We start from the raw sequence: 24,100 nt of genomic DNA on the forward strand, positions 1-24,100 counted from the left end.
CTGCGAGCGCATCGCCTTCGGCCAGCCGATCGGCGCCAATCAGGGGATCGCCCATCCCCTGGCCAACGACATCATCGACGTGGACGGCGCGGGCCTCTTCCTCTGGCGCACCCTGCGCGCGCTGGCCGACGGCCGCCCCGACGCCGGCGCCGACATCTCGCTGCTCTTCTGGTTCGCGGCCCGCGCCGCCACCAATAGCGTCGCCCATGCGCTGCACACCTTCGGCGGCTACGGCCTGACCAACGAATACGACATCCAGCTCTACCACCGCCGGGCCAAGGCCTGGGCCCTGCCGCTGGGAGATCCGGAGGACGAACTGGTCGCCGCCGGGCGGCGGCTGTTCCTTGGCGAGGCGGCGGCCCTGCCGGATCCGGGCGTGGTCGAAGTGAATTTCGAGCCGCCGACGGGGGGCGAGGCCCTGGCCGAGGAGACCCGGGCGCTGTTCGACAGTATCCTGACCCCGGAGCTGCGGGCGCTGGACGACCACTCCTTCGAAGGCCACGACTGGGGCGTCCACCAGGCGCTGGGCCAGGCGCGGCTGCTGTTCCCCGACTGGCCGGAGCGGTTCGGCGGCCGCGACGCCGACGCGGACTCCGCCCGGGCCAGCGCCAGCGTCTGGGACGAGGTGGGCTACACCGGCATAGCCCGCGCGGTCACCGGCATGGTCGGCGCGACCGTCATGCAGTTCGCCCGGCCCGACGTGCAGGAGGAAGTGCTGCCGAAGATGGCGGCCGGCGAGATCACCGCCTGCCTGGGCTACACCGAGCCCTCGGGCGGGTCCGACGTGTTCGCCGCCAAGACCCGGGCGGTGCGCGACCCTGAGGGCGACGGCTGGATCATCAACGGCCAGAAGATGTTCACCTCGGGCGCCGACCTCGCGAGCTATGTGCTGCTGATCGCCCGCACCGACCCCGATGCGCCGAAGCACAAGGGGGTGACCCTGTTCCTGGCGCCGCTGAAGCAGCCGGGCGTGGACATCCACCCGGTCCACACCTTCATGGACGAGCGGACGAACGCCACCTTCTACACCGACGTGAAGGTGCCCGACCGCTACCGCCTGGGCGAGGTGAACGGCGGGGTGAAGGTGCTGGCCGCGGCCCTGCAGATGGAGCAGCGGGGAGCCGGCTACCACCGCACCCTCGACAGGATGGTGGAGTCGGTGGCGGGCTGGGCGCGGACGGCCCGCAAGCGGGGCGCGCCGGCGATCGAGGATCCGCGGGTGCTGGCGCGCCTGGCGCGAGTGATCGCGCACGCGCGCATCGGCGAGGCCCTGGGCGCGCGGGCGATGTGGACCAGCATCAACCGGCTGCCGGACGCAGCCTTCGGGCCGGCGTCGAAGGTGTTTTCCACCGAAGCCTTCATCGTCGATTCCGCCGACCTCCTGGACCTGGCCGCCCCCCGGTCGCTGCTGCGCGGGCGCGAGGGCCTGGGCCTGGTGGAGGAGGGCTACCGCCACTCCACGGCCACCAGCGTCTACGGGGGAACCAGCGAGGTGCTGCGCAGCATGGTGGCCGAGCGCCGGCTCGGCCTGCCGCGCAGCCGGGCCTGATGGTCGAGGGAGAGACGGACATGAGAGAACCGGCGCTGCTGGTCGAGGAGATCGGCGCGATCCTGCAGGTGACGTTGAACCGTCCGGAAAAGCTGAACGCGCTGAACGCGGAGATCATCGAGGGGATACGCGAGGCGGTGCGGACCTACGCCCGGCGCGACGACCTGCGCTGCTTCCTGATCCGCGCGACGGGCCGCTACTTCTGCGCTGGCGCAGACCTGGTGGGGGGAAAGAGGAGCGGACCGCTGCGCGAAGGCACCTCGGCGATCCGCGAGTGGTACCGCACGGGGATGGGCGGCGGCATGCAGCCGCTCTACGACGAGATGGAGGACCTGGAGAAGCCGTTCGTCGTGGCCCACCACGCCACCTGCGTCGGCGGCGGGCTGGAGCTGTCGCTGTCCTGCGACTTCCGGCTGGCGGCGAAGAGCGCGCGCTACCTGTTCCCGGAAGCCAAGCTGGGGGCGATCCCGGCCTCCAACGGGGTCAGCCGGTTCACCCGGCTTGTGGGTCCGCACTGGGCCAAGTGGAGCATCCTGGCCAACCAGGCGATCGACGCCGACCGGGCGCTGATGATCGGCCTGGTGCATGACGTCTATCCTGACGAGGCGTTCGACGAGAAGGTGATGGCCTTCTGCCGGGACCTGGCCGAGCAGCCGCCGGAGATGGTGGCCATGGCCAAGCTGACCATCGACCTGGCCGCCGACGTCACTGCCGAGCGCGCCCGCAAGATCGAGCGCCTGGGCCAGAGCGTATTGCAGGTGGGCGCGGAGGCGGCGGGGCTGATGGCCAAGATGCAGGCCAGGCTCACCCGCCCGAAGTAACGGCGGCCGGTCTGCGCGCGCCCCGGGCGATCCGTCGGCCCAGACGGCGGGAATCTCCGCAGTCACAGGGGTTTGCTGGGAGCGCGCTGGACGCGCTGCGCGTCCGCGCGTTATCTGCGGCATGATAAAGTCATGCCGGCTCCCGCCAGGGAGATCGTGCGGATGAAGGGAGGTCCCGGGTGTACAAGCGGATCGTGCTTGCCTACGACGGCTCCGTGGAGGGTCGTGCGGCCCTGCGCGAGGGCGCGCTGCTGGCCAAGCGCTGCGGCGCCAAGGTCTACCTCCTGTCAGTCGTAGCCGAAACCCCGGGGATGCGGATGGCCGAGGGGGCCCACTCGGGCGCGGTGGCCCAGCACCAGGGCAGCTACAAGGCCGTGCTGGAGCAGGGCGTCGAGCGCCTGCGGCAGGGGGGCTTCGATCCGGTCGCCAAGCTGGTGGTCGGCGAGCCTTCCGTGGAGATCGGCGCCTTCGCCGAGCAGATCGGCGCGGACCTGGTGGTGGTGAGCCACCGCAGGCAGAACATGCTGGAGCGCTGGTGGCTGGGCGCCACAGGCGGCTATCTGGTCGACCACATCAATTGCAGCCTGCTGATCAGCCGCAACACCATCAGCGACGAAGCCTTCGCCGAGGAGATCCGCCGGATCGGCGAGCCGGCGGAGTAAGGCGGGCGCCGGAGCGCATCGTCGGCGCGCGGTCCTCGCGCCGTTAGAGCATGTCTTTGAAATAGAGCGTGATGGTCGCCGAACCGGCCTCCACTGCCGGCTATCACGTTCTAGAGCGGGCCGAACGCCATCGGGTAGGCGGGCGGCAGGGCGCCGAGCCGAGCCGGGTCGAACGCCAGGGCGGCCACGGCGGCGAGAATCGCGGCGACGAACAGGGCGATCAGCACGCCGCCGGTGAGGTGCGCCTGCGACGGGCCGTGCATGTGGGGAAGGCGGGGGGCGTGAAAATGTAGATGTTCGGTTCTCAACGGCGTTCTCCTGCGACTGGATGGCCGGCATTGGATAAACGGGCGGCCCCGGAGCGGGGTTCCACTCTTCCCCCGGCGCCGGGGCAGGGCTCATTGTGCCGGAAGCAGCCCCTGGGGAGACGCGGGACGATGACCGGAGAGGCCATGACGCGCCGCCTGCTGATCGAGCGGCTGGGGCTGATCGGGGGCGCGGGCCTGGTGATGGCCGGCATGGAGGCGTTGGGCTACGGCATCGCCTCGGCCGCGCCCGCGCCGCCGACGCTGCCGGGCTCCGGGGCCGGCAAGTCGGTGGCGATCCTCGGGGCCGGGATCGCCGGCCTGGCCGCCGCCCACGAGCTCTCCAAGGCGGGCTGGAAGGTGCAGGTGATCGAGGCGCGCAGCTTCGCCGGCGGCCGCGCGCAGACGGCGCGGAAAGGCACTGTGCTGACCGAACTGGGCGGCGAGACCCAAACCTGCGCCTTTGACGAAGGGCTGTACATCAACCACGGACCCTGGCGGATCCCGTACCACCACCGCTCGACCCTGCATTACGCCCGCGAGTTCGGCGTGCCGCTGGAAGTGTTCGTCAACGACAACGACGCCTCGTACCTGTTCTTCGAGAACGGGACCGGGCCGCTGAAGGCCAGGGCGGTGCGCAAGGCCCAGATCGCAGCCGACGCCCGCGGCCACGCCGCCGAGATGCTGGCCAAGGTGGTTTCCAAGGGGGGGCTGGACGACCAGGTGACCGGCGCCGACCGCGACCAGCTGATCGCCTATCTGGTGGGGGAGGGCTACCTCTCGCCCAAGGACCTCGCCTATGCCGGCACGGAGGGCCGCGGCTGGGACGTCGAGCCGGGGGCGGGCCTCGACCCCGGGCCCGGCCGGCCTTCGGCGCCCTATTCCATGGTCGACGTGCTGCACTCCGGCGCCTGGCGGGCCCTGGCCTCGGTGGCGACCTACGACCAGCAGCGGACCATGTTCCAGCCGGTGGGCGGCATGGACCAGATCGCCAAGGCCATCGAGCGCGCCGTGGCGCCGATGATCCGCTACTCCACCGTGGTGGAGAAGGTGCGCCAGGGCCCGTCCGGCGTCGAGGTGCTGGCGGTGGACGCCGAAGGCCGGCGGCTGACGGTGAAGGCCGACTACTGCCTCTGCACCATCCCGCTCTCGGTGCTGCGGTCCATCGACCTGCAGGTCTCAAAGCCGTTTAGGGCGGCGACCGGCGCCCCGGCCTATGCCCCGGTGGGCAAGATCGGGCTGCAGATGAAGCGCCGGTTCTGGGAGGAGGACGACCACATCTACGGCGGCCACGTCCACACCGACAATCCGGACATCCTGACCATCTCCTTCCCCTCCGGCGGCTGGCTGGGGAAGAAGGGGGTGCTGCTGGGCTACTACAACTTCGGGGCCAATGCGGTGAAGGTCAGCGCCCTGTCCCTGGCCGACCGGGCGGCCTTCGCGGTGGCGTTCGGCCAAAAGGTGACGCCGCAGTACGCCGAGAGCTACGAGACCGCCTTCTCGGTGGCCTGGCACCGGGTGGAGCACAGCCTGGGCGGCTGGGTGGATTGGGACCAGGCGGGGCGGCGCGACGCCTATCCGGTTCTGACCGAGCCGGACGGGCGGATCTACCTGGCCGGCGAGCACCTGAGCTACATCACCGGCTGGCAGGCGGGCGCCATCGAGTCCGCCTGGCAGCAAGTCGCGCGGCTGCACCGGCGGGCGCTGGCGTGAGGGCGGGCGTCGGCCTGAGGACCGGGGCGGCGCTGGCGGCGGCCTTGGTCTCGATGGCGAGCGGCGCGGCCGGGGCGGCCCCGGGCGAGCAACTGTTCAACGACAATTGCGCGGCCTGCCACCTGCGGACTGGGTTGGGGGCGCCGAAGGCGTTTCCGGCGCTGGCGGGCGACAAGGTGGCGCTGGGGCCGCCGGCCGCGGCGGCCGCGGTCGTGCTGAACGGACGCGGCGGCATGCCGGCCTTCAAGGCGCAGCTCTCGGACGCCGACCTGGCGGAGATCCTGACCTATGTGCGCGGCGCCTGGGGCAACCACGCCGCGCCGCTCACCGCCGCCGAGATGACCCGCGCCCGCGGCGGGCCTGCCGCGCCCGCAGCCCAGCGGCTGCAGGCGCATTAGGGTTTATCTTATAAAACTCTGAAGTTATTAATTTTTTTCCAATCCAGGCGAAGGCCGGAACCGAGGGGAGTCAGGTCGCGGTCAGCGCCGTATCGAGGGCCTTCTTCAGGCGTGGGTCGTCGGCCGGCACGTCGGGAGCGAAGCGGGCGACCACGTCGCCTTTGCGGTCCACCACGAACTTCTCGAAGTTCCAGAGCAGCTCCGGGGGCTGGCCCACGTCGATGCCGCGGCTGGTCAGCCGCGCACGCATGGCCTCATCGCCCTCGACCTTCGGCTGGGCCTGGGTGAGCGCGCTGTAGAGCGCATGCTTCTGCGGGCCGGTGACCGTGATCTTCTCGTACATCGGGAACTCGACGCCGTAGTTGGTGCTGCAGAACTCGGCGATCTCCTCGTTGCTGCCGGGCTCCTGGCCGCGGAAGTCGTTGGCGGGGAAGCCCAGCACCACCAGGCCCTCGCCCTTGCGCTCGGAATAGAGCTTCTGCAGGCCCTCGTACTGCGGGGTCAGGCCGCACTTGGAGGCGACGTTCACCACCAGCATGACCTCGCCCTCGTGCTCGCGCAGGGTGGTCGGCTTGCCGTCGAGGCTCTTCAGGGGGATGTCGTAAAGCTGTTCGGCCATGGGATGCTTCCTTCAAGTGCTGCGCCTTCGAGCGCAGGTTCCGCGCGACGTTAAGCGATCGGCCGCAGCGGGACTAGTGTCCCGATTCCGAAGTTCGCAGGCGCTCGTGGCGGGCTCCGCCGACTTTCAAATCCGGCAAACTAGCGGCGTCGGGCGCCTTCTCGCAGCAGCCAGCCCATGACCACCGTGGCGGTCGCGGCGCCGGCCACCTGGGCGGCGATGAAGGCCGGGACGGAGCCGGGCGCGATGCCGGCGAAGGTGTCCGACAGGCTGCGCGCCAGGCTCACCGCCGGGTTGGCGAAGGAGGTGGAGGCGGTGAACCAGTAGGCCGCGGTGATGTAGAGCCCCACCGCGGAAGGCGTGAAGTCCGGCCGGAACTTCAGCGTGCCGAGAATGGCGGCCACCAGGCCGAAGGTGGCCACGAATTCCGACCACGCCTGCGCCGGCCCCTCGCGCAGCTTGCTCGAGACCTGCAGGAGCGGCAGGGCGAACATGGCGTGGGCCGCGAACATGCCGGCCACCGCGCCCGCGACCTGCACGGCGACGTAGGCCGGCAGCCGCCGCCACGGGAACTCGTGGCGCAGGGCGAAGACCAGGGTGACCGCTGGATTGAAGTGCGCCCCGGAGATCGGGCCGAAGACGGTGATCAGCACCACAAGGGCCGCGCCGGTGGCCAGGGTGTTGCCGAGGAGGGCGATGGCGTCGTTGCCGCCGGCCAGCCGCTCGCCCATGATCCCTGAGCCCACCACCACCGCCAGCAGCAGCGCCGTGCCCAGCGCCTCCGCGGCCAGCCGGCGCGCCAGACTGTAGGACTCCAGCGGCGGCTCGAGGCTGGCGTCGGCGGGCGCGCTGCGCTCGCTCATCGGCCGGGCGCGTCCGGCATGGCGCCGATCTCCGTCAGCCGGTTCTGCAGCGACAGGCGGTCGAGCGAGGCTAGGGGCAGCTCGACGAAAATGCTGATCCGGTTGCGCAGCTGACGGCAGGCCTCGCCGAACGCGACGGCGATTTCCGCCGGGGTTCCGGTCGCCGCCGCCGGGTCGGGCATGCCCCAGTGCGCGGTCATCGGCTTGCCGGGCCAGACCGGGCAGACCTCGCCGGCGGCGTCGTCGCAGACGGTGAAGACGAATTCGAGCGGCGGCGCGCCCGGACGCGCGAACTCGTCCCAGGATTTCGATCGGAAGTCCGCGGCCTGGAAGCCGAGGCTCTCGACCACGGGAACGGCGTAGGGGTTGATCTGGCCCTTGGGAAAGGAGCCCGCCGAGAACGCTTTGAAGCGTCCGCGGCCGAGCCTGGTCATCAGGGCTTCGGCGATGATCGAACGCGCAGAGTTCCCGGTGCAGAGGAACAGCACGTTGTAGGGGGTGTCGGGCATGGGTTCGGCCTCCGTGGGGCTCAGCACGCGCGGCCCTCGGCGTCGCAGCGGCGGCTGGCGGCGGCGACCAGCGGCGCGCAGATCTCCGGCTTGCCGCCGCAGCAGTCCTCCAGAAGGAAGCCGAGCAGTTCGCGCATCCGGTCGTAGCCGGCGGTGTAGATGATCGAACGTCCTGCGCGCCGCGACTTCACCAGGCCCGCCGCGCTGAGGATGTTCAGGCTGCTGGAGAGGGTGTTGGGCAGGACGCCGGTGGCGCGGGCGATCTCGCCGGCCGCCATGCCCTCCGCGCCGGCGCGGACCAGGCGGCGGAAGACATCCAGGCGTCCCTCGTGGGCGAGCGCGGAGAGAGCGCCGACAGCGGAGTTCGTTTCCATAGTTCCACTATACCGGAAATATGAGACCGTTCGATGACAAGCTTCACGGCCACGGTCAAATGCGGAGGCGGCCGGCGGCGGGCGGTGCGGTGATCAGGCGCCGGCGGTAGCCTTGCACGCCCATGGCCAGCACAGGGCCCGCGATCGCCAGCAGCCCCACCACGACATAGGCGCCGTGCAGGCCGATGGCGGTCCGCAGCGGGGCGATGAGCAGCGGGTTGAGGAACTGGCTGACGAAGATGGCGACCAGGATGAAGCCCACCGCCATGCCGCGCACCTCGGCCGCGGCCCGGTTGAGCACCAGGGTGAAGTTGAGCGTCAGCAGCAGGCCGCAACCGGCGTAGCTCAGGATGCCCCCGGCGGCGCCTATCGCCGCCTCGTGCGACAGACCGGCGATCAGTATGCCGACCCCGGCGACGATGACGCCGCTCAAGAGCGTCCGCCTCTCGCCGATCCGCGCCTGCAAGGGCCCGGAGAGCAACGCACCCAGGCCCATGGTCAGGGAGCTGCCGGCGATGATCAGCGACTGGGGGCCGGAACCCGCAACGCCATCCTCCTTCAGCAGGAACGGGAATTGGGCGATGCCCATGGTGCTCAGCTGGCTGAAGCCGAACACCAGCAGGAAGTAGGGCCACAGGCGCCAAAGGCCGCCGCCGCGCTGCGTCGATTGCGCAGCTTCGGGCGCCGCCACAGTGCTCGGCGGGATCGCGAACAGGGCGACCAGGAAGACCGGCAGGGCGAAGATGACGAAGAACGAGAAGGGCGCGCGCCAGCCGAACCGCTCGGCCAGCAGGCCCGCGGCGATGATGCAGGGGATCGCGGTGAACGGCGCCATTCCCTGCAGCACGCCCACGGCCTTGGCCCGGGCGTCACCCTCGTAGAGTTCGGCCAGCAGGGTGACGCAGGCCGTGCCGAACAGCACCGCCGCCGTGCCGACGGCCAGGCGGCTGGCCAGGAACGCCCAGGGATTGTCCAGGAAGCCGCCGGCGACGCCCAGCACGCCCTGGGCCAGGATGGCGAACAGGATCAGCCGGCGCATGCCCACCGCCGCCAGCACCCAACCGGCGATCAGTCCTCCGATCAGCATGCCGACCGCGGGCGCGGTGACCGCGAACTGCGCCAACCGTTCGCCGTCGGCTCCGCCGCCGAAGCGGGCGGCCACCATCGGCAGGATGGGCTGGAGCGTGGAATAGGGCAGTGACGTCCCCACGGCGCTCGATAGAATCACCGCAAGGGTCAGGCGGCGCATCGTCGTTGAGCGTGCGTCCGGCGTGACTGGCGCCGACGCGGCCCGGTCGATTGTCAGCATCCGGTTTCCCTTTGATCCGCCCTCGAATTTCCGGAGCGACGTTTCCTTTCTCCAGAAAAGCGCGTTCCACGGCCGCTGAACAGCCCTCTCGGCTTTGACGCCGCCGCGCCGGCCTCCCAACGACAACGAGGCCGGCCCTTGCGGGCCGGCCTCGCCGACGACTTCCCACGCTCGCTAGTGGTGGATGGCTTCCCCGTGCAGGGAGAGGTCGAGGCCTTCGATCTCCTCTTCCTCGGTGACGCGCAGTCCGGTGGTGAACTTGCAAATCATCAGGATGATGAAGCCGCCGATCCCCGACCACAGGAGAGTGGCCACGACGCCGATCGCCTGCTTGCCGATGGAAGCGCCTGCGGCCAGCGGGTTGACCGTGGGATCGGCCAGCACGCCCACCATCAGGGCGCCGACGATGCCGCCGATGCAGTGAACGCCGAACACGTCGAGGCTGTCGTCATAGCCCAGCAGCTTCTTGAGCGCCGTGGCGCTGAAGTAGCAGACCACGCCGGCGACCACGCCCAGGATCACCGAACCCGTGGGATTGATGAAGCCGCAGGCGGGCGTGATGGCCACAAGGCCCGCGATGGCGCCGGACGCCAGGCCCAGCAGGCTGGGCTTCTTGCGCTGGATCCACTCCACGACCATCCAGGCGATCGAGGCGACGCCGGTGGCGATCTGGGTGTTGGCCATGGCCAGGCCCGCCAAGTTGCTGGCGCCGACGGCCGAGCCGGCGTTGAAGCCGAACCAGCCGACCCACAGCAGCGCCGCGCCGATGGCGGTGTAGAGCACGTTGTGCGGGGCCATGTTGTCCCGCCCGAAGCCGTAGCGTTTGCCCAGCACCAGGGCGCAGACGATGCCCGAGACCCCGGCGTTGATGTGCACCACGGTGCCGCCCGCGAAGTCGAGCACGCCCAGGCCGCCCAGCACGCCGCCGCCCCAGACCATGTGGGCGATGGGGGCGTAGATGAACAGCAGCCACAGGGTCATGTAGAGCAGGATGGCGGAGAACTTCATCCGCTCGGCGAACGCCCCGATGATCAGCGCCGGGGTGATGATGGCGAAGGTCATCTGGAAGGACATGAAGACGTATTCGGGGATGGTGCCCGCCAGGGCGTTGGGGGCGTCCACCTTGACGGCGTGGAGCATGACGTCGCTGAAGCCGCCGATGAACTTGTTCAGGTTCACATCCGGATTGGTGGTGAAGGCGATGGTGTAGCCCACCACGGTCCACAGGATGGTGACTAGGCCGGTGATCGCGAACACCTGGGCCATGACGCCGATGACGTTCTTCGAGCGCACCATGCCGCCGTAGAACAGGCCCAGGCCTGGGATCATCATCATCAGCACCAGCGCCATGGAGGTGAGCATCCAGGCCGTGTCGCCGGTGTCGGGCTTCCAGGGCGCCGCAGCGGCTGCAGGCGCAGCGGCCGCCGGGGCCTCGGCCGCGGGGGCCGCCGCGGCGGGCGCGGCCTCCGCCCCCGCCTCGGGCGGGGCCGCAGCGGGCGCAGTCGGGGCGGCGTCCTGCGCCCAGGCGGGGGCCGACGCCAGCGGCGCCCCGATCACCATGGCGGCGAGGGCGAGCCCCGCCAGCCGTTTAAAGCCGAACGTCATGATCAAACTTCCCCTTTTTCGATACGGTTAGAGCGCGGCCGAGCCGGTTTCGCCCGTGCGGATGCGCACGGCGGCCTCGACGTTGGTGACGAAGATCTTGCCGTCGCCGATCTTGCCGGTGGACGCGCTGCTCTTGATGGCGTCGATGGCCGCGGCGACCTGGGCGTCGTCGACCACCGCCTCGAGCTTGATCTTGGGGACGAAGACCACCTGGTACTCCGCCCCGCGGTAGATTTCGGTCTGGCCCTTTTGCCGGCCGAAGCCTTTGACTTCGCTCACGGTCAGGCCCTCGACGCCGGCGGCCACCAGGGCCTCGCGCACGTCGTCGAGCTTGAACGGCTTGATGATCGCCATGATCAGTTTCATGCGGCTAGCCTCTCGGCGCATCGCGCCGTCCCCACTGAAGGTTTCATTCCACCCCGACACACGCCGGACGAGCGTTGCGTCGGGTCTGGCCGATCCGTTGCGCCGCCCGGCGACCCTAGGGCCCAGGCTGCGCCGCGCGGACGCCGGAATGTTCGTGGAGAGAAAATTTGTTAACTAAGGCGCGTGGCTGAACTGGACTCCACGGCAGCGCCTCAATTTTGGGCGCAAGGCTGGACGGCGTTCCGCCTGAACTCAGCAGTCCAGCGTCGTCTCGCGCTCCCAGGCGGTGAGGTGGCCGGCGTAGGCGTTCCACTCCTGGTGCTTGAGCTTCAGGTAGGCGGGCACGAACGGGCCGAGGCTGACGGACAGCACCTCGGAAGCCTCCAGGGCGCGCAGGGCGTCGAGCAGGTTCAGCGGCAGGGTCTTCACCGGCCCGGCCAGATGGCCGTCCTCGTACATGTTGATGTCCAGGCGCTTGCCCGGATCGCGGGCGTTGGCCAGCCCGTCCAGTCCGGCGGCCAGCACGCCCGCCTGCAGCAGGTAGGGGTTGGCCGCCCCGTCGGCGAGCCGCAGCTCGAAGCGGCCGGCCTCCGGGATGCGGATCATGTGGGTGCGGTTGTTGCCGGTGTAGGTGACGGTGTTGGGCGACCAGGTGGCGCCCGAGGTGGTGCGTGGCGCGTTGATCCGCTTGTAGGAATTGACCGTCGGGTTGAACAGGGCGGCCAGCGCGTCGGCGGAGTGCATCAGCCCGCCGATGAACAGGTAGGCCATGGGCGACAGGCCCATCTCGCCGGCCTCGTCCGCGAACAGGTTCACCCCGTCCTTCCAGGCCGAGACGTGGGTGTGGCAGCCGTTGCCGGTGAGCGTGGTGAAGGGCTTCGGCATGAAGGTGGCCCGGAACCCGTGCTTCTCGGCGACGGACTTGGCCATGAACTTGAAGAAGGCGTGGCGATCGGCGGTGACCAGGGCGTCGTCATAGGTCCAGTTCATCTCGAACTGGCCGTTCGCGTCCTCGTGGTCGTTCTGGTAGGGGCCCCAGCCCAGGCCCAGCATGCCGTCGCAGATCTCGCTGATCACGTCGTAGCGGCGCATCAGCGCCTGTTCGTCGTAACAGGGCTTGGCCTGGCGGTCGAAAGCGTCGGAGATCGCCTCGCCGTCGGGGCTGATCAGAAAGAATTCGCACTCCACCCCGCTCTTGAGCTGGAAGCCGGCGTCCGCCGCCTTGCCGATCAGGGCCTTCAGCACGTTGCGCGGCGCCTGGGCGACCGGCGCGCCCTCCATCCAGAGGTCGGCGGCCAGCCAGCCCACCTCCGGCTTCCAGGGCAGCTGGATCAGGCTTGCGGGATCGGGCCGGGCGAACAGGTCGGGGTCGGCCGGCGTCATGTCGAGCCAGGTGGCGAAGCCCGCGAACCCGGCGCCGTTGCGGACCATCTCGCCGATGGCGGCGGCGGGGACCAGCTTGGCGCGCTGGGCGCCGAACAGGTCGGTGAAGGAGATCAGGAAGTACCTGATCCCGCGTTCCGCCGCGGCCTTGGCCAGATCGATCATGCCGTCCTCCCGAGGGCCCAAAGGGCCCGACGCCGATTGTTCAGGTCCCGGCCCGGCCCGGTATCCAGTCCGTCCCCGCCAGGGGCACGCCGGCCATCGCCGCCGCCTCGATGGTCAGGGCGACCAGGTCCTCTGGCTCCAAATTGTGCAGGCGGCTCTTGCCGCAGGCCCGCGCGATCGTCTGGGCCTCGAGCGTCAGCACCGCCAGGTAGTTGGCCAGCCGCCGGCCCGCCTTGACGGGATCGAGCCGGGCGGCCAGGTGCGGATCCTGGGTGGTGATCCCGGCCGGGTCGCGGCCCTCGTGCCAGTCGTCGTAGGCGCCGGCGGTGGAGCCCAGGGCCTGGTAGTCGGCCTCCAGCGCCGGGTCCTGGTCGCCCAGAGCGATCAGCGCGGCCGTGCCGATGGCCACCGCGTCGGCGCCCAGCGCCAGGGCTTTGGCCACGTCCGCCCCGGTGCGGATTCCGCCGGAGACGATCAGCTGCACCTTGCGGTGCATTCCCAGCTCCTGCAGCGCCTGCACCGCCGGGCGGATCACCGCCAGGGTCGGCAGGCCGACGTGCTCGATGAACACCTCCTGGGTGGCGGCGGTGCCGCCCTGCATGCCGTCGATGACCACCACGTCGGCGCCGGCCTTCACCGCCAGAGCGGTGTCGTAGTAGGGCCGGCTGCCGCCGATCTTGACGTAGATCGGCTTCTCCCAGTCGGTGATCTCGCGCAGCTCCTCGATCTTGATCTCCAGGTCGTCGGGTCCTGTCCAGTCGGGGTGGCGGCAGGCGGAGCGCTGGTCGATCTCCTCGGGCAGGCGGCGCATCTCGGCCACTCTCGGCGAGATCTTCTGGCCCAGCAGCATGCCGCCGCCGCCGGGCTTGGCGCCCTGGCCGATGACGATCTCGATGGCGTCGGCGCGGCGCAGGTCGTCCGGGTTCATGCCGTAGCGCGAGGGCAGGACCTGGTAGACCAGGATGTCCGAATGCCCGCGCTCCTCCGGCGTCATGCCGCCGTCGCCGGTGGTGGTGGAGGTTCCCATGGCGCTGGCCCCGCGGCCCAGCGCCTCCTTGGCGGCGCCGGAAAGGGCGCCGAAGCTCATGCCGGCGATGGTGACAGGGGTCTTCAGCCTGATCGGCTTGCGGGCGAAGCGGGTCCCCAGCGTCACGTCAGTGGCGCACCTCTCGCGGTAACCCTCGAGCGGATAACGGGAAATCGACGCGCCGAGGAACAGCAGGTCGTCGAAGTGCGGCAGCTTGCGCTTCGCGCCGGCGCCGCGGATGTCGTAGATGCCGGTGGCCGCCGCCCGGTGGATCTCGGCGATGACGTGCGGGTCGAAGGTGGCGGAGAAGCGGGGCGGGGTGCGGGTCATGGGCGGCGACCCGCGCGGACGTCTTTCCTCCCCCGTCCCGAAGAGGACGGGGGAGGGGGCGCGCCTTCCCCGGGTCCGGCCTGTAGCCGGCCCGAGGATAAACTCCGAGGGCGCGACGGTGGGGGCGGCAGGAGCACGGCGCCAAGTCTCGCCCCCTCCACCACCCGCTCTCCGGCGGATGGTCTCCCTTTCCCGTCCTCTTCGGGACGGGGGAAGAAAAGGCGCCGCACGCCGGCTGCATCCCTCAGGGTTTTCGCCGGGATGAGCGATGTGTGGGGTGGCGTCGACAGGTCAGGCATCAGTACGCATCGACGTTGTCGACATGGAAATGGTAGAGCCGCCGGGCCGAGCCGTAGAGCCGGAAACCGTCCAGCTGGACGGTTTCCGCGAGCCCCGCCGCGGCCAGCACGCCGGCCAGGATCTCCAATTCCTCCGCCGAGGCCTCCTTCGCCTCGCAGTCGGCGCCCAGGCTCGCCACCTTGCCGCGCACCCAGAGCCGCGCTTCGTAGAGGCAATCCCCCAGCGCCTCGCCGGCGTCGCCCAGCACCACCAGGTTGCCGGCCTGGGCCATGAAGGCGCTCATCGGGCCCACCGAGCCCCGCACCACGATATCGACGCCCTTCATCGAGATGCCGCAGCGCGCCGAGGCGTCGCCCTCGATCACCAGCAGGCCGCCCTGGGCGGTGGCGCCGGCCGCCTGGCTCGCGTCACCCTTCACCCGCACCAGGCCCGACATCATGTTCTCGGCCACGCCCACACCGGCGTTCCCCTCGACCACCACCGTGGCCCGCTGGTTCATGCCGGCGCAGTAGTAGCCGACGTGGCCGGCGATCTCGACGGTCACCGGTCGGTCGAGGCCGACGGCGACGGCATGTTTTCCTTGCGGATTCAGTACTCTCCAGCGAGTTTCGTCGGTGTCGGGGGCCAGGGCGTGCAGGGCGCCGTTCAGCTCCCGCAGCGGCGTGGCCGCCAGGTCGACGACGCGCATCAGGCCCGCTCCCAGGCGTAGACGCGGGCCGGCTCCGGCTCGAAGACCCGCGCCGTCCCGATCCCAGGCAGGCCCGCCAGAGCCCGGTACTCCGAGCCGAAGGCGACGTAGCGGTCGGTCTCGGCCATCACCGCCGGCTTGCAGGCGATGGGGTCGCGCAACACCGCGAAGCCGTTCTCGACGCCGACCACGAAAGTGTAGAAGCCGTCCAGGTCGGAAAGGCTGGCCTCGAGCGCCTCCTTCAGGCTGGCGCCCTGGCGCATCCGCCAGGTGAGGTAGCCGGCCGCCACCTCGCTGTCGTTCTCGGTTTCGAAGGCCAGGCCTTCGCGTTCGAGCGACCGGCGCACCGAATTGTGGTTGGAGAGCGAGCCGTTGTGCACCAGGCACTGGTCGAGGCCGGTGGAGAAAGGGTGCGCCCCACGGGTGGTGACCGCGGACTCGGTGGCCATCCTGGTGTGGCCGATCCCGTGGCTGCCGGCCATGGCCGGCAGGCCGAAGCGCTCGCTCACCTGGGCGGGCAGGCCCACCTCCTTGTAGAGCTCGATGCGCCTGCCGGCGCCGACCACCGCTGCACCCGGCCGTTGCGCGGCGAGCCAGGCGCGGGCCTCGGCCTCGCAGGCGGCGGGCAGGGCGACCACCAAGTGGGTGTCGTGGCGCTCGGCCGAGACGGGGACGCGCAGCGCCGCCTGCAGGCCCGCCTCCAGGCCGTCGAGCGCGCCCGGACCCTGGCCGCGCAGGGTGAGCTTCAGCGCCCCGGGCGGGGCGTCACGATAGATGGCGAAGCCGGCGCTGTCGGGGCCGCGGTCGCTCATCACCCCCAGCATCTGCGCCAGAAGGGCTCCGGTCTGCGGCTCCAGCGCCGGGTCTCGGATGAACAGGCCAACGATGCCGCACATGACTCAAGCGTCTCCGCCGGCACGCCCGGCTCCGTTGAATTAGGCGCTGGCTGCGTCGGCCGTCAATCCTAGAGAATGAATGTTTCTTACGAAGAAAATAGTCGCGTAGGGTTCACGCAGCCTGCCCCTAGTCGGCGTTGACAAGAGGGCGCTGCGGGGACTGGACTTCGAGGTCTCCTGGAGAGCCCGCCATGCCGACGCCCGCCTTCATCTGGTACGAGCTGATGACCACCGACGTGAAGGCGGCGGAGGCCTTCTACACCAAGGTGGTGGGTTGGACCGCAAAGGACGCCGGCGGGCCCAACGCCGGCTACACCTTGCTGCTCACCCCGGCCGGCGGGGTCGCCGGGATGATGCCGGCGTTCGAGGGCGGGCCGCCGCCGGTGTGGATGGGTTACGTCGCCGTGGACGACGTGGACGCCCGCACCCGCAAGGTCAGCGAGCTGGGCGGCTCGGTGCATAAGCCGCCCCAGGACATCCCTGAGGTCGGCCGCTTCTCGGTGGTCGCCGATCCGCAGGGCGCGGTGTTCATGCTCCTGCAGCCGACGGGCGAGGGGACGACGCCCCGGGGCGGGCCGCAGGAGCCGGGCTATTTCGGCTGGCGCGAGCTGACGGCTGCCGACTCCGAGGCGGCGCTCGACTTCTACGTCGAGCTGTTCGGCTGGACGACACTGGAGCCCTTCGACATGGCCCCGATGGGCAAGTACCGGCTGTTCGCCGCCGGCGGCCCCGAGCCGCACGGCGGGATGATGACCAAGCCCGCCGACATCCCGCGCCCGTTCTGGTCCTATTACGTGCAGGTCGACAGCATCGAGGCCGCCAAGGGCCGGGTGGAGAGCGCTGGGGGCCAGGTGATCAACGGCCCCCTGGAGGTCCCGACCGGCCAGTGGATCCTGCAGGCCGTCGATCCCCAGGGGGCGATGTTCTGCCTGACGGGGCCGAAGTAGGAACCGGTCGGCGCTTCAGCCGCCCATCCAACGCCGAACCGGATCAATCGGAGGGCGTCAACCCGGCCACGATCGCCGCCAGCGCGTGGCGCTCCCGCTCCTCGGGCGTCATCGCCGCCAGCCGCGCGCGCGCCGCGGTCAGGTCCGCAGGTCGCGGCGGCGCCTCGGCGGGCGAGACGCGGCCGTCGCGCATCAGCAGCACCCGGTCGGCCAGTCGGGCGATCTCCGCCGGATCGTGGCTGACGTAGAGCGCCGGGATCGCCAGGCTGCGGTGCAGCCGGTCCAGGTAGGGCAGGATCTCGGCCTTGCTCTCGGCGTCCAGGCTGGAGAGCGGCTCGTCCATCAGCAGCAGCCGCGGCTGCGACAGCAGCGCCCGGCCCACCGCCACCCGCTGCCGCTCGCCTCCCGAAAGCTCGTCCGGTGCGCGCGAGAGCAGGGGGGCAAGGCTCAGCAGCTCCACCGCCTCGTCCCAGGCGATGGTGCGCGGCCCCTGGGCGCGCCGCCAGCCGAACTCCAGGTTGCGCCGGACCGACAGGTGCGGCAGCAGGCTCGCCTCCTGGAACACCATGCCCACCGGCCGCCGGTGCGCCGGGCGGAAGCTGCGGGCGTCCTGCCAGGCCTCCCCCGCCACGGTGAGCTCGCCCGAGAGCCGCGTCAGCCCCGCGATGCAGCGCAGCAGGGTGGTCTTCCCCGATCCCGAGGGGCCGGACAGCGCCGTCAGCCCGCGCCCCGGCAGGGCGAACTCGGCCTCCAGCCGGAAGCCGCCCAGCGTTCCTGAGAACCGTCCTGCGACCCCGGACGTCTCCGCCCCGCTCACCGGATCGCCCGTCCCGCGCGCCGGTCGATCAGCAGCATGGCCAGCAGCACCGCGAAGGAGAACGCCAGCAGCCCGGCCGCCAGCTTGTGCGCCTCGCCGAACTGCAGCGATTCCACCAGCTGGTAGATCCTCACCGACATCACTTCGGTCCGGCCGGGAATGCCGCCGCCGATCATCAGCACCACCCCGAACTCGCCGACCGTGTGGGCGAACACCAGGATGGCGGCGGTGACGAACCCCCGCCGGGCCATCGGGACGGCGACGTGGAAGAAGGCGGCGAGCGGGCCGGCGCGCAGGGTGGCCGCCACCTCCATCGGCCGCTCGCCCATCGCCTCGAAGGCGTTGCGCAGCGGCTGCACCGCGAAGGGCAGGGAATAGACCATCGAGCCGATCACCAGGCCCTCGAATGTGAAGGCCAGGGTGCGGATCCCGAAGGCGTGCAGCGGCGTCATCAGCGGGCTCGACGGCGCCAGCGAGATCAGCAGGTAGAAGCCCAGCACCGACGGCGGCAGGATGATCGGCAGGGCCGCCGCCGCGCCGACGATCTCCTTCCACCAGCTCCGGTGCCGCGCCAGCCACCAGGCCAGCGGAGTCGCCAGGACGATCAGCAGGAGCGTGGTGATCCCCGCCAGCTTCAGCGTCGTCCAGATGACCGTTCCCACGCTTACCGCACCTCGTAGCCGTAGCGCTTGATGATCGCCACCGCGGCCGGAGTCTTCAGGTAGTCGAAGAACGCCTTGGCCGCCGGGTTCTTCTCGCCGGTGTAGAGCAGGATCGCCTGCTGATCGATGGGCGCATGGAAGCCCGCCGGGACCAGCCAGCGCGAGCCGCCCTGTTCATTGATCACCTGCGACAGGGCGATGAAGCCCACCTCCGCCGCGCCGGTCTGCACGAACTGGTAGGCCTGGGTGATCGACGAGCCGGTGACGATCTTGGGCTTCACCTGGTCGTAGAGCCCCAGCTTGCGCAGGGTCTGCACCGCGGCGACCCCATAGGGCGCCGCGGCCGGGTCGGCGATGGACAGCTTGTTGAAGCCGCCGCCGGAGAGCGCCGCGCCTTTGTCGTCCACCAGGCCGGGCGTCCTGGAATAGAGCACCAGCCGGCCGACGGCGTAGGTGAAGCGGGTCTTGGGCACGCCCAGCCCGTCCTGCTCGGCCTTCTTCGGGCGGTCGGCGTCGGCCGACAGGAAGACCTCGTAGGGCGCCCCGTGGGCCAGCTGGGTGTAGATCTGGCCGGAGGAGCCGAAGGTCAGGATCGCCGTGTGGCCGGTGGCGGTCTTGAAGGCGGCGGCGATCTCCTTGGCGGGCTCGGTGAAGTTGGCGGCCACCGCCACCTGGGTGTCGGCCGCCGACGCCGGGCGCGCGCCCATCAGGGTCGCCGCGCTGAGGACGGCCAGCGCCAGGGCGGAGAAGCGTCGGGTGATCTGGGTCATGGGTTGCGGGCCTCGGCGGCTAGAAGGCGAACTGCGAGCGCAGGGAGATGGCGTGGTAGTGCTGGCCCACCTGGGCGCCCGCCGGGGTGGAGAAGGTCGCCGCCGAGGGCGACAGGCGCCGCACGCGGACGTCCTGGTAGTCCAGCAGGAGGCGCACGAAGGTGTTGGGGTACCAGTTGAGCCCGGCGGCGAAGATCCGCTGCTCGCCGCCGCGGACCCCGTCGACCGGCGCGGAGGCCCCGGCCAGGCCCTGGTGGTAGTTCAGGTTGGCCACCGAATAGCGGCCGGCCAGCTCCAGCGCCCCCCAGGTTCCCTCTGACAGGCTGAAGGGATGGTCCACCAGGGGGGCGTCGAAGGCGAAGGTCCCCGGGTTGTAGCGCCGCCGCTCGCCGGTCGCGATCCAGGAGCCCTCGACGTAGTAGCCCTTGAAGTCGGGGTCGGAGATCCCCGCCGCGACGTTGCGCCGGTCGATGTCGAACCGCTCGTACTCGGCTTGGAGGAAGAAGCTCTGGTATTGGCCGGCCGCCTCGAAGCCGAGGGTGCGGGCGTGGCGCGCGTCGACGGCGCCCGTCGAGATCAGCCGCGTGCCGTCCACCCGCAGTTCCGGCCGTTCCTGCAGGGTGATTCCGTAGCGCACAGCCGTGCCGACCGTGTCCGGGCCGCCGGTGTCGGCCGGCCGGGCGACGTAGCTGCCGTGGGCGCCCAGGTGGACCAGGGCGTCGTCGGTCCTGATCGGGACGAAGGCCGCGCGGCCGATCAGGCCGAGCGAGCTGTCGAACGGCTGGGAGACGCCGGTGGCCTGGGAGTTGACCACCCCCACCACCCGACCGGTGATCGCGCCCGACGCGTACCACCGTTCGCCCGCGGCCCAGAGCTGCACCGCCTCGCGGAAGTCGCCGCCGGCCAGGCTGCGCGCCATGTCGGCCGAGGCCGGCCGCTCCAGGAACAGCGCCCCGTTGGTGGACGCCTGGTCCTCCAGGCCGATCGAGGGCGGGAAGGCGCCGACCTTCAGGTGGAACGGCTTATAGCCCGAGTACTGCACCCACATTTCCTGGATGTGGCCGGCGTCCTCCTCGCCCGCGCCGCCGAATTCGAACAGCAGGTTGTATTCGAAGTCGCCGAACGCCTTGCCGTCGATGCCGATGCGGGCGCGGCGGAAGTTGGCGCCGGAGGAGAGGTCGCGGGCGTGCGCCGTGTCGCCGGCCGCCGCCCCGCGGCGGAAGTCGCTGGTGATCGGCCCCGGCGTGCGCTGGCTGTAGTCGGCCGCGTCGAATTGCATCGCGCCGTGAAGATTCGCCGCGAACCGCCCGTCGCCGCTCTGGATCTGCGGCTTGCCGGCGGTGATGGTCACGCCGGCGGAGGGCAGCGGCGGCGGCGCGAGGGTCTGGATCGGGGCCGGCGGCGGGGCCGGCGGCGCCTCCGCCTCCGCCTTGGCTTGCAGCGTGTCCACCCTGGCGGTCAGCGCCTCCACCTGCCGCACCAGGGCCTCGATCCGGGCGTCGCGCGGATCGGCCGGCTGGGCGCCGGCGGGCCTCGCCTCGGCCCCGCCCGCCGCCGCCAGGCAGGCGGCTGCGACCAGGGCGCGAACGGCCACGGACTGTTTCGGCGGCGTCATGCGTTTCTCCCCACGCTTCGATATGAAGCCTAGCTACCTATCGATCGGAGCTGGCGCAAGCCGCGTGCGCGCGCCGCCCGATCGCTACCGCGCGCTGCAATTTTCTCTGACAACGCCGCCGCCTGGTGCTAGCCGGTCGTTTCGCGCGCCGAACCTCGCCCGCCTGCCAAGGTCAAGATAGAGTCGCACATGCCCAACGCCGTCATCGTCAGCGCGGTCCGCACCGCGGTCGCAACCGCCCGCAAGGGAACCCTCGTCGACACCCCCGCCGAGACGCTGGCGCGGATCGTCCTCCAGGAGGCCATCCGCCGATCGGGACTTTCGCCCGACCTGGTGGACGACGTGATCTTCGCGGAAGCGCTCTACGGCGGCGGCGACCTGGCCCGCCACGCGGCGGCGGAGGCGGGCCTGCTCCACGTCAGCGGCCAGGCGGTGAACCGCCACTGCGCCGGCAGCCTCACCGCGGTCGCCAATGCGGCGGGATCGATCCGCGCCGGCATGGACCGCGCCATCGTGGCCGGCGGGGTCATGGCCAGCTCGATGACGCCGCGGATGCGCTGGCGCATACCGCTGTCGGACGAATTCCAGGAAGGCTGGCTGCCGCCGACCCATCCGGACAGCCCCGAGGCGCCCAACCTCGACATGACCATCACCGTCGGCTGGAACACGGCGAAGGCGGCCGACATCGACCGCGAGACCATGGACGCCTGGGCGCTGCGCTCGCACCAACGCGCCGTGGAGGCGATCGACGCGGGCCGCCTGGCGGGGGAGATCGTCCCGGTGCGGGTGACCCGCCGGGACGGCTCCATCGTCGATTTCCAGGTCGATGAACACCCGCGCCGCGACACCTCCATGGAGCGGTTGGCCTCGCTGAAGCCGATCCATCCGGAGATCGAGGGCTTCTCCATCACTGCCGGCAACGCCTCCGGCGCCAACGACGCCGCGGCCGCGCTGATGGTCGTCGACGATGCGCTGGCCCGCTCCGAAGGGCTTGCGCCGCTGGCGACGGTGCGAAGCTGGGCCGCCGTGGGCGTCGATCCCCGGCTGACCGGCATGGCCGTCATCGACGTCATCCCCAAGGTGCTGGCCCGCGCGGGCGTGTCGCAGTCCGACGTGGCGCTCTGGGAGATCAACGAGGCCTTCGCCTCGGTGCCCATCGCCGCCTGCAAGGGCCTGGGCCTCGACGAGGCCACCGTCAACGTCAGCGGCAGCGGCTGCAGCCTCGGCCATCCGATCGCGGCCTCCGGCGCGCGGATGCTCACCACCCTGATCCACGAACTCCGCCGCCGCGGCGGCGGCCTGGGCGTCGCCACCATGTGCGCCGGCGGCGGCCAGGCCGGCGCGGTGCTCATCGAGGTCTGAGGGTCCTCCGCACCCCTCTCCGAATCGGGTGGGAACGGCCGCGCGTGCGGTCGCCCTGGCGTGACCACTGCGAGAAACCTGTCATTTTTTGAGAGTCCGGCCGCCGCGAAGTGGCTCCCCGGGCAGGACTCGAACCTGCGACAAGTCGGTTAACAGCCGACTGCTCTACCAACTGAGCTACCGAGGACCAGCGCCTTCGCGGGCCGGCCGTATAGACCGCCACACCGACCGAAGCAAGTGTAAGACCGCCGCCCCCCGGCCCAGGCCGCTGCGGCGGGCCGGACAAAAAAAGCCCGGCGCGGACGCCGGGCTGGAAAAGGTCGGTGATGGTGGGTGCCTTCAAAGAAGACGCCGGCAGGTTGCCCCTTCGTGGTTAAGGAAGGGTTAACGACGCCCGGTCGTGCGAGCGCCGCGGATCGCGCTATGTCTCCAGGCCAAGGTCCGGAACCAGGAGCGCCCGCCATGCCGAACACCCATGTGGCCGCCATCGACCAGGGGACCACCTCCTCGCGCTGCATCGTCTTCGACGCCGCCGGCGCCGTGTGCGCCGTCGCCCGGCGCGAGCACCGGCAGATCTTCCCGCGCCCCGGCTGGGTGGAGCACGACGCCGTCGAGATCTGGACCAACGTGCAGGCCGTGGCCGCCGAGGCCCTGGCCCAGGCGGGCCTGTCGCCGCGCGACCTGGCCGCGGTCGGGGTCACCAACCAGCGCGAGACCACCGTCCTGTGGGACAAGGCCACGGGCCGGCCGATCCACAACGCCATCGTCTGGCAGGACACCCGCACCGACGCCCTGGTGAAAGCCATCGGCGGCGAGGAAGGGCCCGACCGCCTGCGCGCGCTGACCGGCCTGCCGCTCGCCACCTACTTCGCCGGGCCGAAGATCCGCTGGCTGTTGGACAACGTGCCCGGCGCGCGGGCCCGGGCCGAGGCGGGGGAGCTGCTGTTCGGCACCATGGAGTCCTGGCTGATCTGGAACCTCACCGGCCGCCACGTCACCGACGTCACCAACGCCAGCCGCACCCTGCTGATGAACCTGGCGACCCTCGACTGGGATGATCGCCTGCTGCAGGCCGTGGGCGTGCCCCGCGCGATTCTGCCGCAGATCGTCTCCTCGTCCGAGGTTTACGGCGAGGCCCGCGGCGTCCTGGCCGGCGTTCCGGTGGCCGCCGCGCTGGGCGACCAGCAGGCGGCGCTGTTCGGCCAGACCTGCTTCGAAACGGGGGAGGGCAAGTGCACCTACGGCACCGGCGGCTTCCTGCTGGTCAACACCGGCGCCGCGGCCGTCCGTTCCAAAAGCGGCCTGATCACCACGGTCGCCTACAGGATCGGCCAGGCCCCGCCGATCTATGCGCTGGAAGGCTCCATCGCCGTGGCCGGCGCCCTCGTGCAATGGATCCGCGACAACCTCGGCCTGATCTCCAGCGCCGACGAGGTGGAGGCGCTGGCCCGCACCGTCGAGGACAACGGCGGCTGCTACATCGTGCCGGCCTTCGCAGGCCTGTTCGCCCCGTACTGGCGCGACGACGCCCGCGGCGTGATCGCCGGGCTGACCGGCTACGTCAACAAGGGCCATATCGCCCGCGCCGTGCTGGAGGCCACGGCCTGGCAGGTGCGGGAGGTGACCGACGCCATGGCCGCCGACGCCGGCGCGCCGCTTACCCGGCTGAAAGCCGACGGCGGCATGACCGCCAACGGCCTGCTGATGCAGTTCCAGGCCGACGTGCTGGGCGTCCCCGTGGTGCGCCCCACCGTGCCTGAGACCACCTGCCTGGGCGCGGCCTACGCCGCCGGCCTGGCGGTCGGCGTCTGGCCGGACCTCGCCGCGCTCAGGGCGAACTGGCGGCAGGACGCCGAATGGCGCCCGCGTCTGGCCGCCGAAGCGCGGGAGAAAGCCTGCCGCAAATGGAAGAAGGCCGTGCAGCGGACGCTGGACTGGATCGACGACGACGACGCCTGACGACGCAGGCTTGGCCGGCCCCTCGGGAGGGTAGGATTGCAATCACCGCCCGAACCCTCGACGGCCCGCGCGTGGTTCGGGTACTG

Annotated in this window: 24 protein-coding genes and 1 tRNA gene; 8 read left to right on the forward strand and 17 right to left on the reverse strand. The window is 70.9% G+C overall.

All coding sequences use genetic code 11. The features are described from left to right. The 3 genes from VGL30_RS14770 to VGL30_RS14780 form a co-directional block, all read left to right on the forward strand. Positions 1-1,549, forward strand: a 1,549-nt coding sequence (locus VGL30_RS14770; protein ID WP_331540774.1) for an acyl-CoA dehydrogenase family protein, incomplete at its 5' end; no start/stop codon positions are given. A gap of 20 nt (positions 1,550-1,569) precedes the next feature. Beyond that, entirely contained in the window at positions 1,570-2,370 is an 801-nt protein-coding gene (locus VGL30_RS14775; RefSeq protein ID WP_331540775.1) for an enoyl-CoA hydratase/isomerase family protein, read from the forward strand. Between the two features lie 179 nt (positions 2,371-2,549). Beyond that, on the forward strand, positions 2,550-3,032 hold the full coding sequence (locus VGL30_RS14780; protein ID WP_331540776.1) for a universal stress protein: 483 nt from the start codon (positions 2,550-2,552) through the stop codon (positions 3,030-3,032). A gap of 110 nt (positions 3,033-3,142) precedes the next feature. Here VGL30_RS14780 and VGL30_RS14785 read toward each other — a convergent pair whose 3' ends face one another. Next, positions 3,143-3,295: a hypothetical protein gene (locus tag VGL30_RS14785; RefSeq protein WP_331540777.1), complete on the reverse strand. Its 153-nt coding sequence runs from the start codon at positions 3,293-3,295 to the stop codon at positions 3,143-3,145. Between the two features lie 189 nt (positions 3,296-3,484). Between VGL30_RS14785 and VGL30_RS14790 the strand changes: the two genes are divergently transcribed. Then, positions 3,485-5,050 (forward strand): flavin monoamine oxidase family protein, encoded by a 1,566-nt coding sequence (locus VGL30_RS14790; protein WP_331540778.1) that lies wholly within the window; start codon positions 3,485-3,487, stop codon positions 5,048-5,050. Beyond that, positions 5,047-5,448, forward strand: a complete 402-nt coding sequence (locus tag VGL30_RS14795; RefSeq protein ID WP_331540779.1) for a cytochrome c — start codon at positions 5,047-5,049, stop codon at positions 5,446-5,448. The genes VGL30_RS14790 and VGL30_RS14795 overlap by 4 nt, the downstream gene beginning before the upstream one ends. 70 nt (positions 5,449-5,518) lie before the next feature. Here the strand turns inward: VGL30_RS14795 and VGL30_RS14800 are convergent, their stop codons facing one another. The 11 genes from VGL30_RS14800 to VGL30_RS14850 form a co-directional block, all read right to left on the reverse strand. Continuing rightward, entirely contained in the window at positions 5,519-6,067 is a 549-nt protein-coding gene (locus VGL30_RS14800) for a glutathione peroxidase (protein ID WP_331540780.1), read from the reverse strand. A 140-nt stretch (positions 6,068-6,207) separates the two neighbouring features. Beyond that, on the reverse strand, positions 6,208-6,930 hold the full coding sequence (locus tag VGL30_RS14805; protein WP_331540781.1) for an MIP/aquaporin family protein: 723 nt from the start codon (positions 6,928-6,930) through the stop codon (positions 6,208-6,210). Further along, positions 6,927-7,439: an arsenate reductase ArsC gene (locus VGL30_RS14810; protein WP_331540782.1), complete on the reverse strand. Its 513-nt coding sequence runs from the start codon at positions 7,437-7,439 to the stop codon at positions 6,927-6,929. Before VGL30_RS14810 ends, VGL30_RS14805 begins: the two co-directional genes overlap by 4 nt. Positions 7,440-7,459: 20 nt before the next feature. After that, positions 7,460-7,813, reverse strand: coding sequence for a metalloregulator ArsR/SmtB family transcription factor (locus VGL30_RS14815; RefSeq protein ID WP_331540783.1), 354 nt, complete (start codon positions 7,811-7,813; stop codon positions 7,460-7,462). A gap of 55 nt (positions 7,814-7,868) precedes the next feature. Beyond that, positions 7,869-9,023: an MFS transporter gene (locus VGL30_RS14820; protein ID WP_331540784.1), complete on the reverse strand. Its 1,155-nt coding sequence runs from the start codon at positions 9,021-9,023 to the stop codon at positions 7,869-7,871. Positions 9,024-9,296: 273 nt separating this feature from the next. Beyond that, the gene (locus tag VGL30_RS14825; RefSeq protein WP_331540785.1) at positions 9,297-10,727 is read right to left on the reverse strand and encodes an ammonium transporter; all 1,431 of its coding nucleotides are present in this window, start codon (positions 10,725-10,727) and stop codon (positions 9,297-9,299) included. 27 nt (positions 10,728-10,754) lie between these two features. After that, positions 10,755-11,093 carry a P-II family nitrogen regulator gene (locus tag VGL30_RS14830; RefSeq protein ID WP_331540786.1) on the reverse strand — a complete coding sequence of 113 codons (339 nt, stop codon included), beginning with the start codon at positions 11,091-11,093 and terminating at the stop codon, positions 10,755-10,757. 252 nt (positions 11,094-11,345) lie between these two features. Continuing rightward, positions 11,346-12,641 (reverse strand): type III glutamate--ammonia ligase, encoded by a 1,296-nt coding sequence (glnT, locus tag VGL30_RS14835; RefSeq protein WP_331540787.1) that lies wholly within the window; start codon positions 12,639-12,641, stop codon positions 11,346-11,348. 40 nt (positions 12,642-12,681) lie between these two features. Continuing rightward, positions 12,682-13,998, reverse strand: coding sequence for an FMN-binding glutamate synthase family protein (locus VGL30_RS14840; protein ID WP_331540788.1), 1,317 nt, complete (start codon positions 13,996-13,998; stop codon positions 12,682-12,684). 298 nt (positions 13,999-14,296) lie between these two features. Then, on the reverse strand, positions 14,297-14,986 hold the full coding sequence (locus tag VGL30_RS14845) for a hypothetical protein (protein ID WP_331540789.1): 690 nt from the start codon (positions 14,984-14,986) through the stop codon (positions 14,297-14,299). After that, entirely contained in the window at positions 14,986-15,882 is an 897-nt protein-coding gene (locus VGL30_RS14850) for a hypothetical protein (RefSeq protein WP_331540790.1), read from the reverse strand. The genes VGL30_RS14845 and VGL30_RS14850 overlap by 1 nt, the downstream gene beginning before the upstream one ends. Before the next feature lie 191 nt (positions 15,883-16,073). Between VGL30_RS14850 and VGL30_RS14855 the strand changes: the two genes are divergently transcribed. Then, positions 16,074-16,829: a VOC family protein gene (locus tag VGL30_RS14855; RefSeq protein WP_331540791.1), complete on the forward strand. Its 756-nt coding sequence runs from the start codon at positions 16,074-16,076 to the stop codon at positions 16,827-16,829. A gap of 43 nt (positions 16,830-16,872) precedes the next feature. Here VGL30_RS14855 and modC read toward each other — a convergent pair whose 3' ends face one another. From modC to VGL30_RS14875, 4 genes are read right to left on the reverse strand one after another with little or no spacing between them, the layout of a single operon-like run. After that, positions 16,873-17,646 (reverse strand): molybdenum ABC transporter ATP-binding protein, encoded by a 774-nt coding sequence (gene modC, locus VGL30_RS14860; RefSeq protein ID WP_331540792.1) that lies wholly within the window; start codon positions 17,644-17,646, stop codon positions 16,873-16,875. Next, positions 17,643-18,308 carry a molybdate ABC transporter permease subunit gene (gene modB / locus VGL30_RS14865; protein WP_331540793.1) on the reverse strand — a complete coding sequence of 222 codons (666 nt, stop codon included), beginning with the start codon at positions 18,306-18,308 and terminating at the stop codon, positions 17,643-17,645. Before modB ends, modC begins: the two co-directional genes overlap by 4 nt. A gap of 2 nt (positions 18,309-18,310) precedes the next feature. Further along, positions 18,311-19,078 (reverse strand): molybdate ABC transporter substrate-binding protein, encoded by a 768-nt coding sequence (modA, locus tag VGL30_RS14870; protein WP_331540794.1) that lies wholly within the window; start codon positions 19,076-19,078, stop codon positions 18,311-18,313. A gap of 19 nt (positions 19,079-19,097) precedes the next feature. Then, entirely contained in the window at positions 19,098-20,693 is a 1,596-nt protein-coding gene (locus VGL30_RS14875; RefSeq protein WP_331540795.1) for an OprO/OprP family phosphate-selective porin, read from the reverse strand. A 189-nt stretch (positions 20,694-20,882) separates the two neighbouring features. On the opposite strand from VGL30_RS14875, the gene VGL30_RS14880 reads away from it, so the two are divergent. Then, positions 20,883-22,055, forward strand: a complete 1,173-nt coding sequence (locus tag VGL30_RS14880; RefSeq protein WP_331540796.1) for a thiolase family protein — start codon at positions 20,883-20,885, stop codon at positions 22,053-22,055. Positions 22,056-22,166: 111 nt separating this feature from the next. On the opposite strand, the gene VGL30_RS14885 is transcribed toward VGL30_RS14880, so the two are convergent. Continuing rightward, positions 22,167-22,242: transfer RNA gene (locus tag VGL30_RS14885), tRNA-Asn, on the reverse strand. Positions 22,243-22,517: 275 nt separating this feature from the next. Between VGL30_RS14885 and glpK the strand changes: the two genes are divergently transcribed. After that, positions 22,518-24,014, forward strand: coding sequence for a glycerol kinase GlpK (gene glpK, locus VGL30_RS14890; protein ID WP_331540797.1), 1,497 nt, complete (start codon positions 22,518-22,520; stop codon positions 24,012-24,014). Positions 24,015-24,100 lie beyond the last annotated feature (86 nt).

The organism is Phenylobacterium sp., from assembly GCF_036502675.1.
Taxonomy (GTDB): Bacteria; Pseudomonadota; Alphaproteobacteria; order Caulobacterales; family Caulobacteraceae; genus Phenylobacterium.

Excerpts from the sequence above, each read along its gene's own strand:
- VGL30_RS14775 (WP_331540775.1), top strand. The coding sequence starts at position 1,570 with ATGAGAGAACCGGCGCTGCTGGTCGAGGAGATCGGCGCGATCCTGCAG.
- VGL30_RS14785 (WP_331540777.1), bottom strand. The coding sequence starts at position 3,295 with ATGCACGGCCCGTCGCAGGCGCACCTCACCGGCGGCGTGCTGATCGCC.
- VGL30_RS14790 (WP_331540778.1), top strand. The coding sequence starts at position 3,485 with ATGACGCGCCGCCTGCTGATCGAGCGGCTGGGGCTGATCGGGGGCGCG.
- VGL30_RS14800 (WP_331540780.1), bottom strand. The coding sequence starts at position 6,067 with ATGGCCGAACAGCTTTACGACATCCCCCTGAAGAGCCTCGACGGCAAG.
- VGL30_RS14805 (WP_331540781.1), bottom strand. The coding sequence starts at position 6,930 with ATGAGCGAGCGCAGCGCGCCCGCCGACGCCAGCCTCGAGCCGCCGCTG.
- VGL30_RS14810 (WP_331540782.1), bottom strand. The coding sequence starts at position 7,439 with ATGCCCGACACCCCCTACAACGTGCTGTTCCTCTGCACCGGGAACTCT.
- VGL30_RS14815 (WP_331540783.1), bottom strand. The coding sequence starts at position 7,813 with ATGGAAACGAACTCCGCTGTCGGCGCTCTCTCCGCGCTCGCCCACGAG.
- VGL30_RS14825 (WP_331540785.1), bottom strand. The coding sequence starts at position 10,727 with ATGACGTTCGGCTTTAAACGGCTGGCGGGGCTCGCCCTCGCCGCCATG.
- VGL30_RS14830 (WP_331540786.1), bottom strand. The coding sequence starts at position 11,093 with ATGAAACTGATCATGGCGATCATCAAGCCGTTCAAGCTCGACGACGTG.
- glnT (WP_331540787.1), bottom strand. The coding sequence starts at position 12,641 with ATGATCGATCTGGCCAAGGCCGCGGCGGAACGCGGGATCAGGTACTTC.
- VGL30_RS14840 (WP_331540788.1), bottom strand. The coding sequence starts at position 13,998 with ATGACCCGCACCCCGCCCCGCTTCTCCGCCACCTTCGACCCGCACGTC.
- VGL30_RS14845 (WP_331540789.1), bottom strand. The coding sequence starts at position 14,986 with ATGCGCGTCGTCGACCTGGCGGCCACGCCGCTGCGGGAGCTGAACGGC.
- VGL30_RS14850 (WP_331540790.1), bottom strand. The coding sequence starts at position 15,882 with ATGTGCGGCATCGTTGGCCTGTTCATCCGAGACCCGGCGCTGGAGCCG.
- VGL30_RS14855 (WP_331540791.1), top strand. The coding sequence starts at position 16,074 with ATGCCGACGCCCGCCTTCATCTGGTACGAGCTGATGACCACCGACGTG.
- modA (WP_331540794.1), bottom strand. The coding sequence starts at position 19,078 with ATGACCCAGATCACCCGACGCTTCTCCGCCCTGGCGCTGGCCGTCCTC.
- VGL30_RS14875 (WP_331540795.1), bottom strand. The coding sequence starts at position 20,693 with ATGACGCCGCCGAAACAGTCCGTGGCCGTTCGCGCCCTGGTCGCAGCC.
- VGL30_RS14880 (WP_331540796.1), top strand. The coding sequence starts at position 20,883 with ATGCCCAACGCCGTCATCGTCAGCGCGGTCCGCACCGCGGTCGCAACC.
- glpK (WP_331540797.1), top strand. The coding sequence starts at position 22,518 with ATGCCGAACACCCATGTGGCCGCCATCGACCAGGGGACCACCTCCTCG.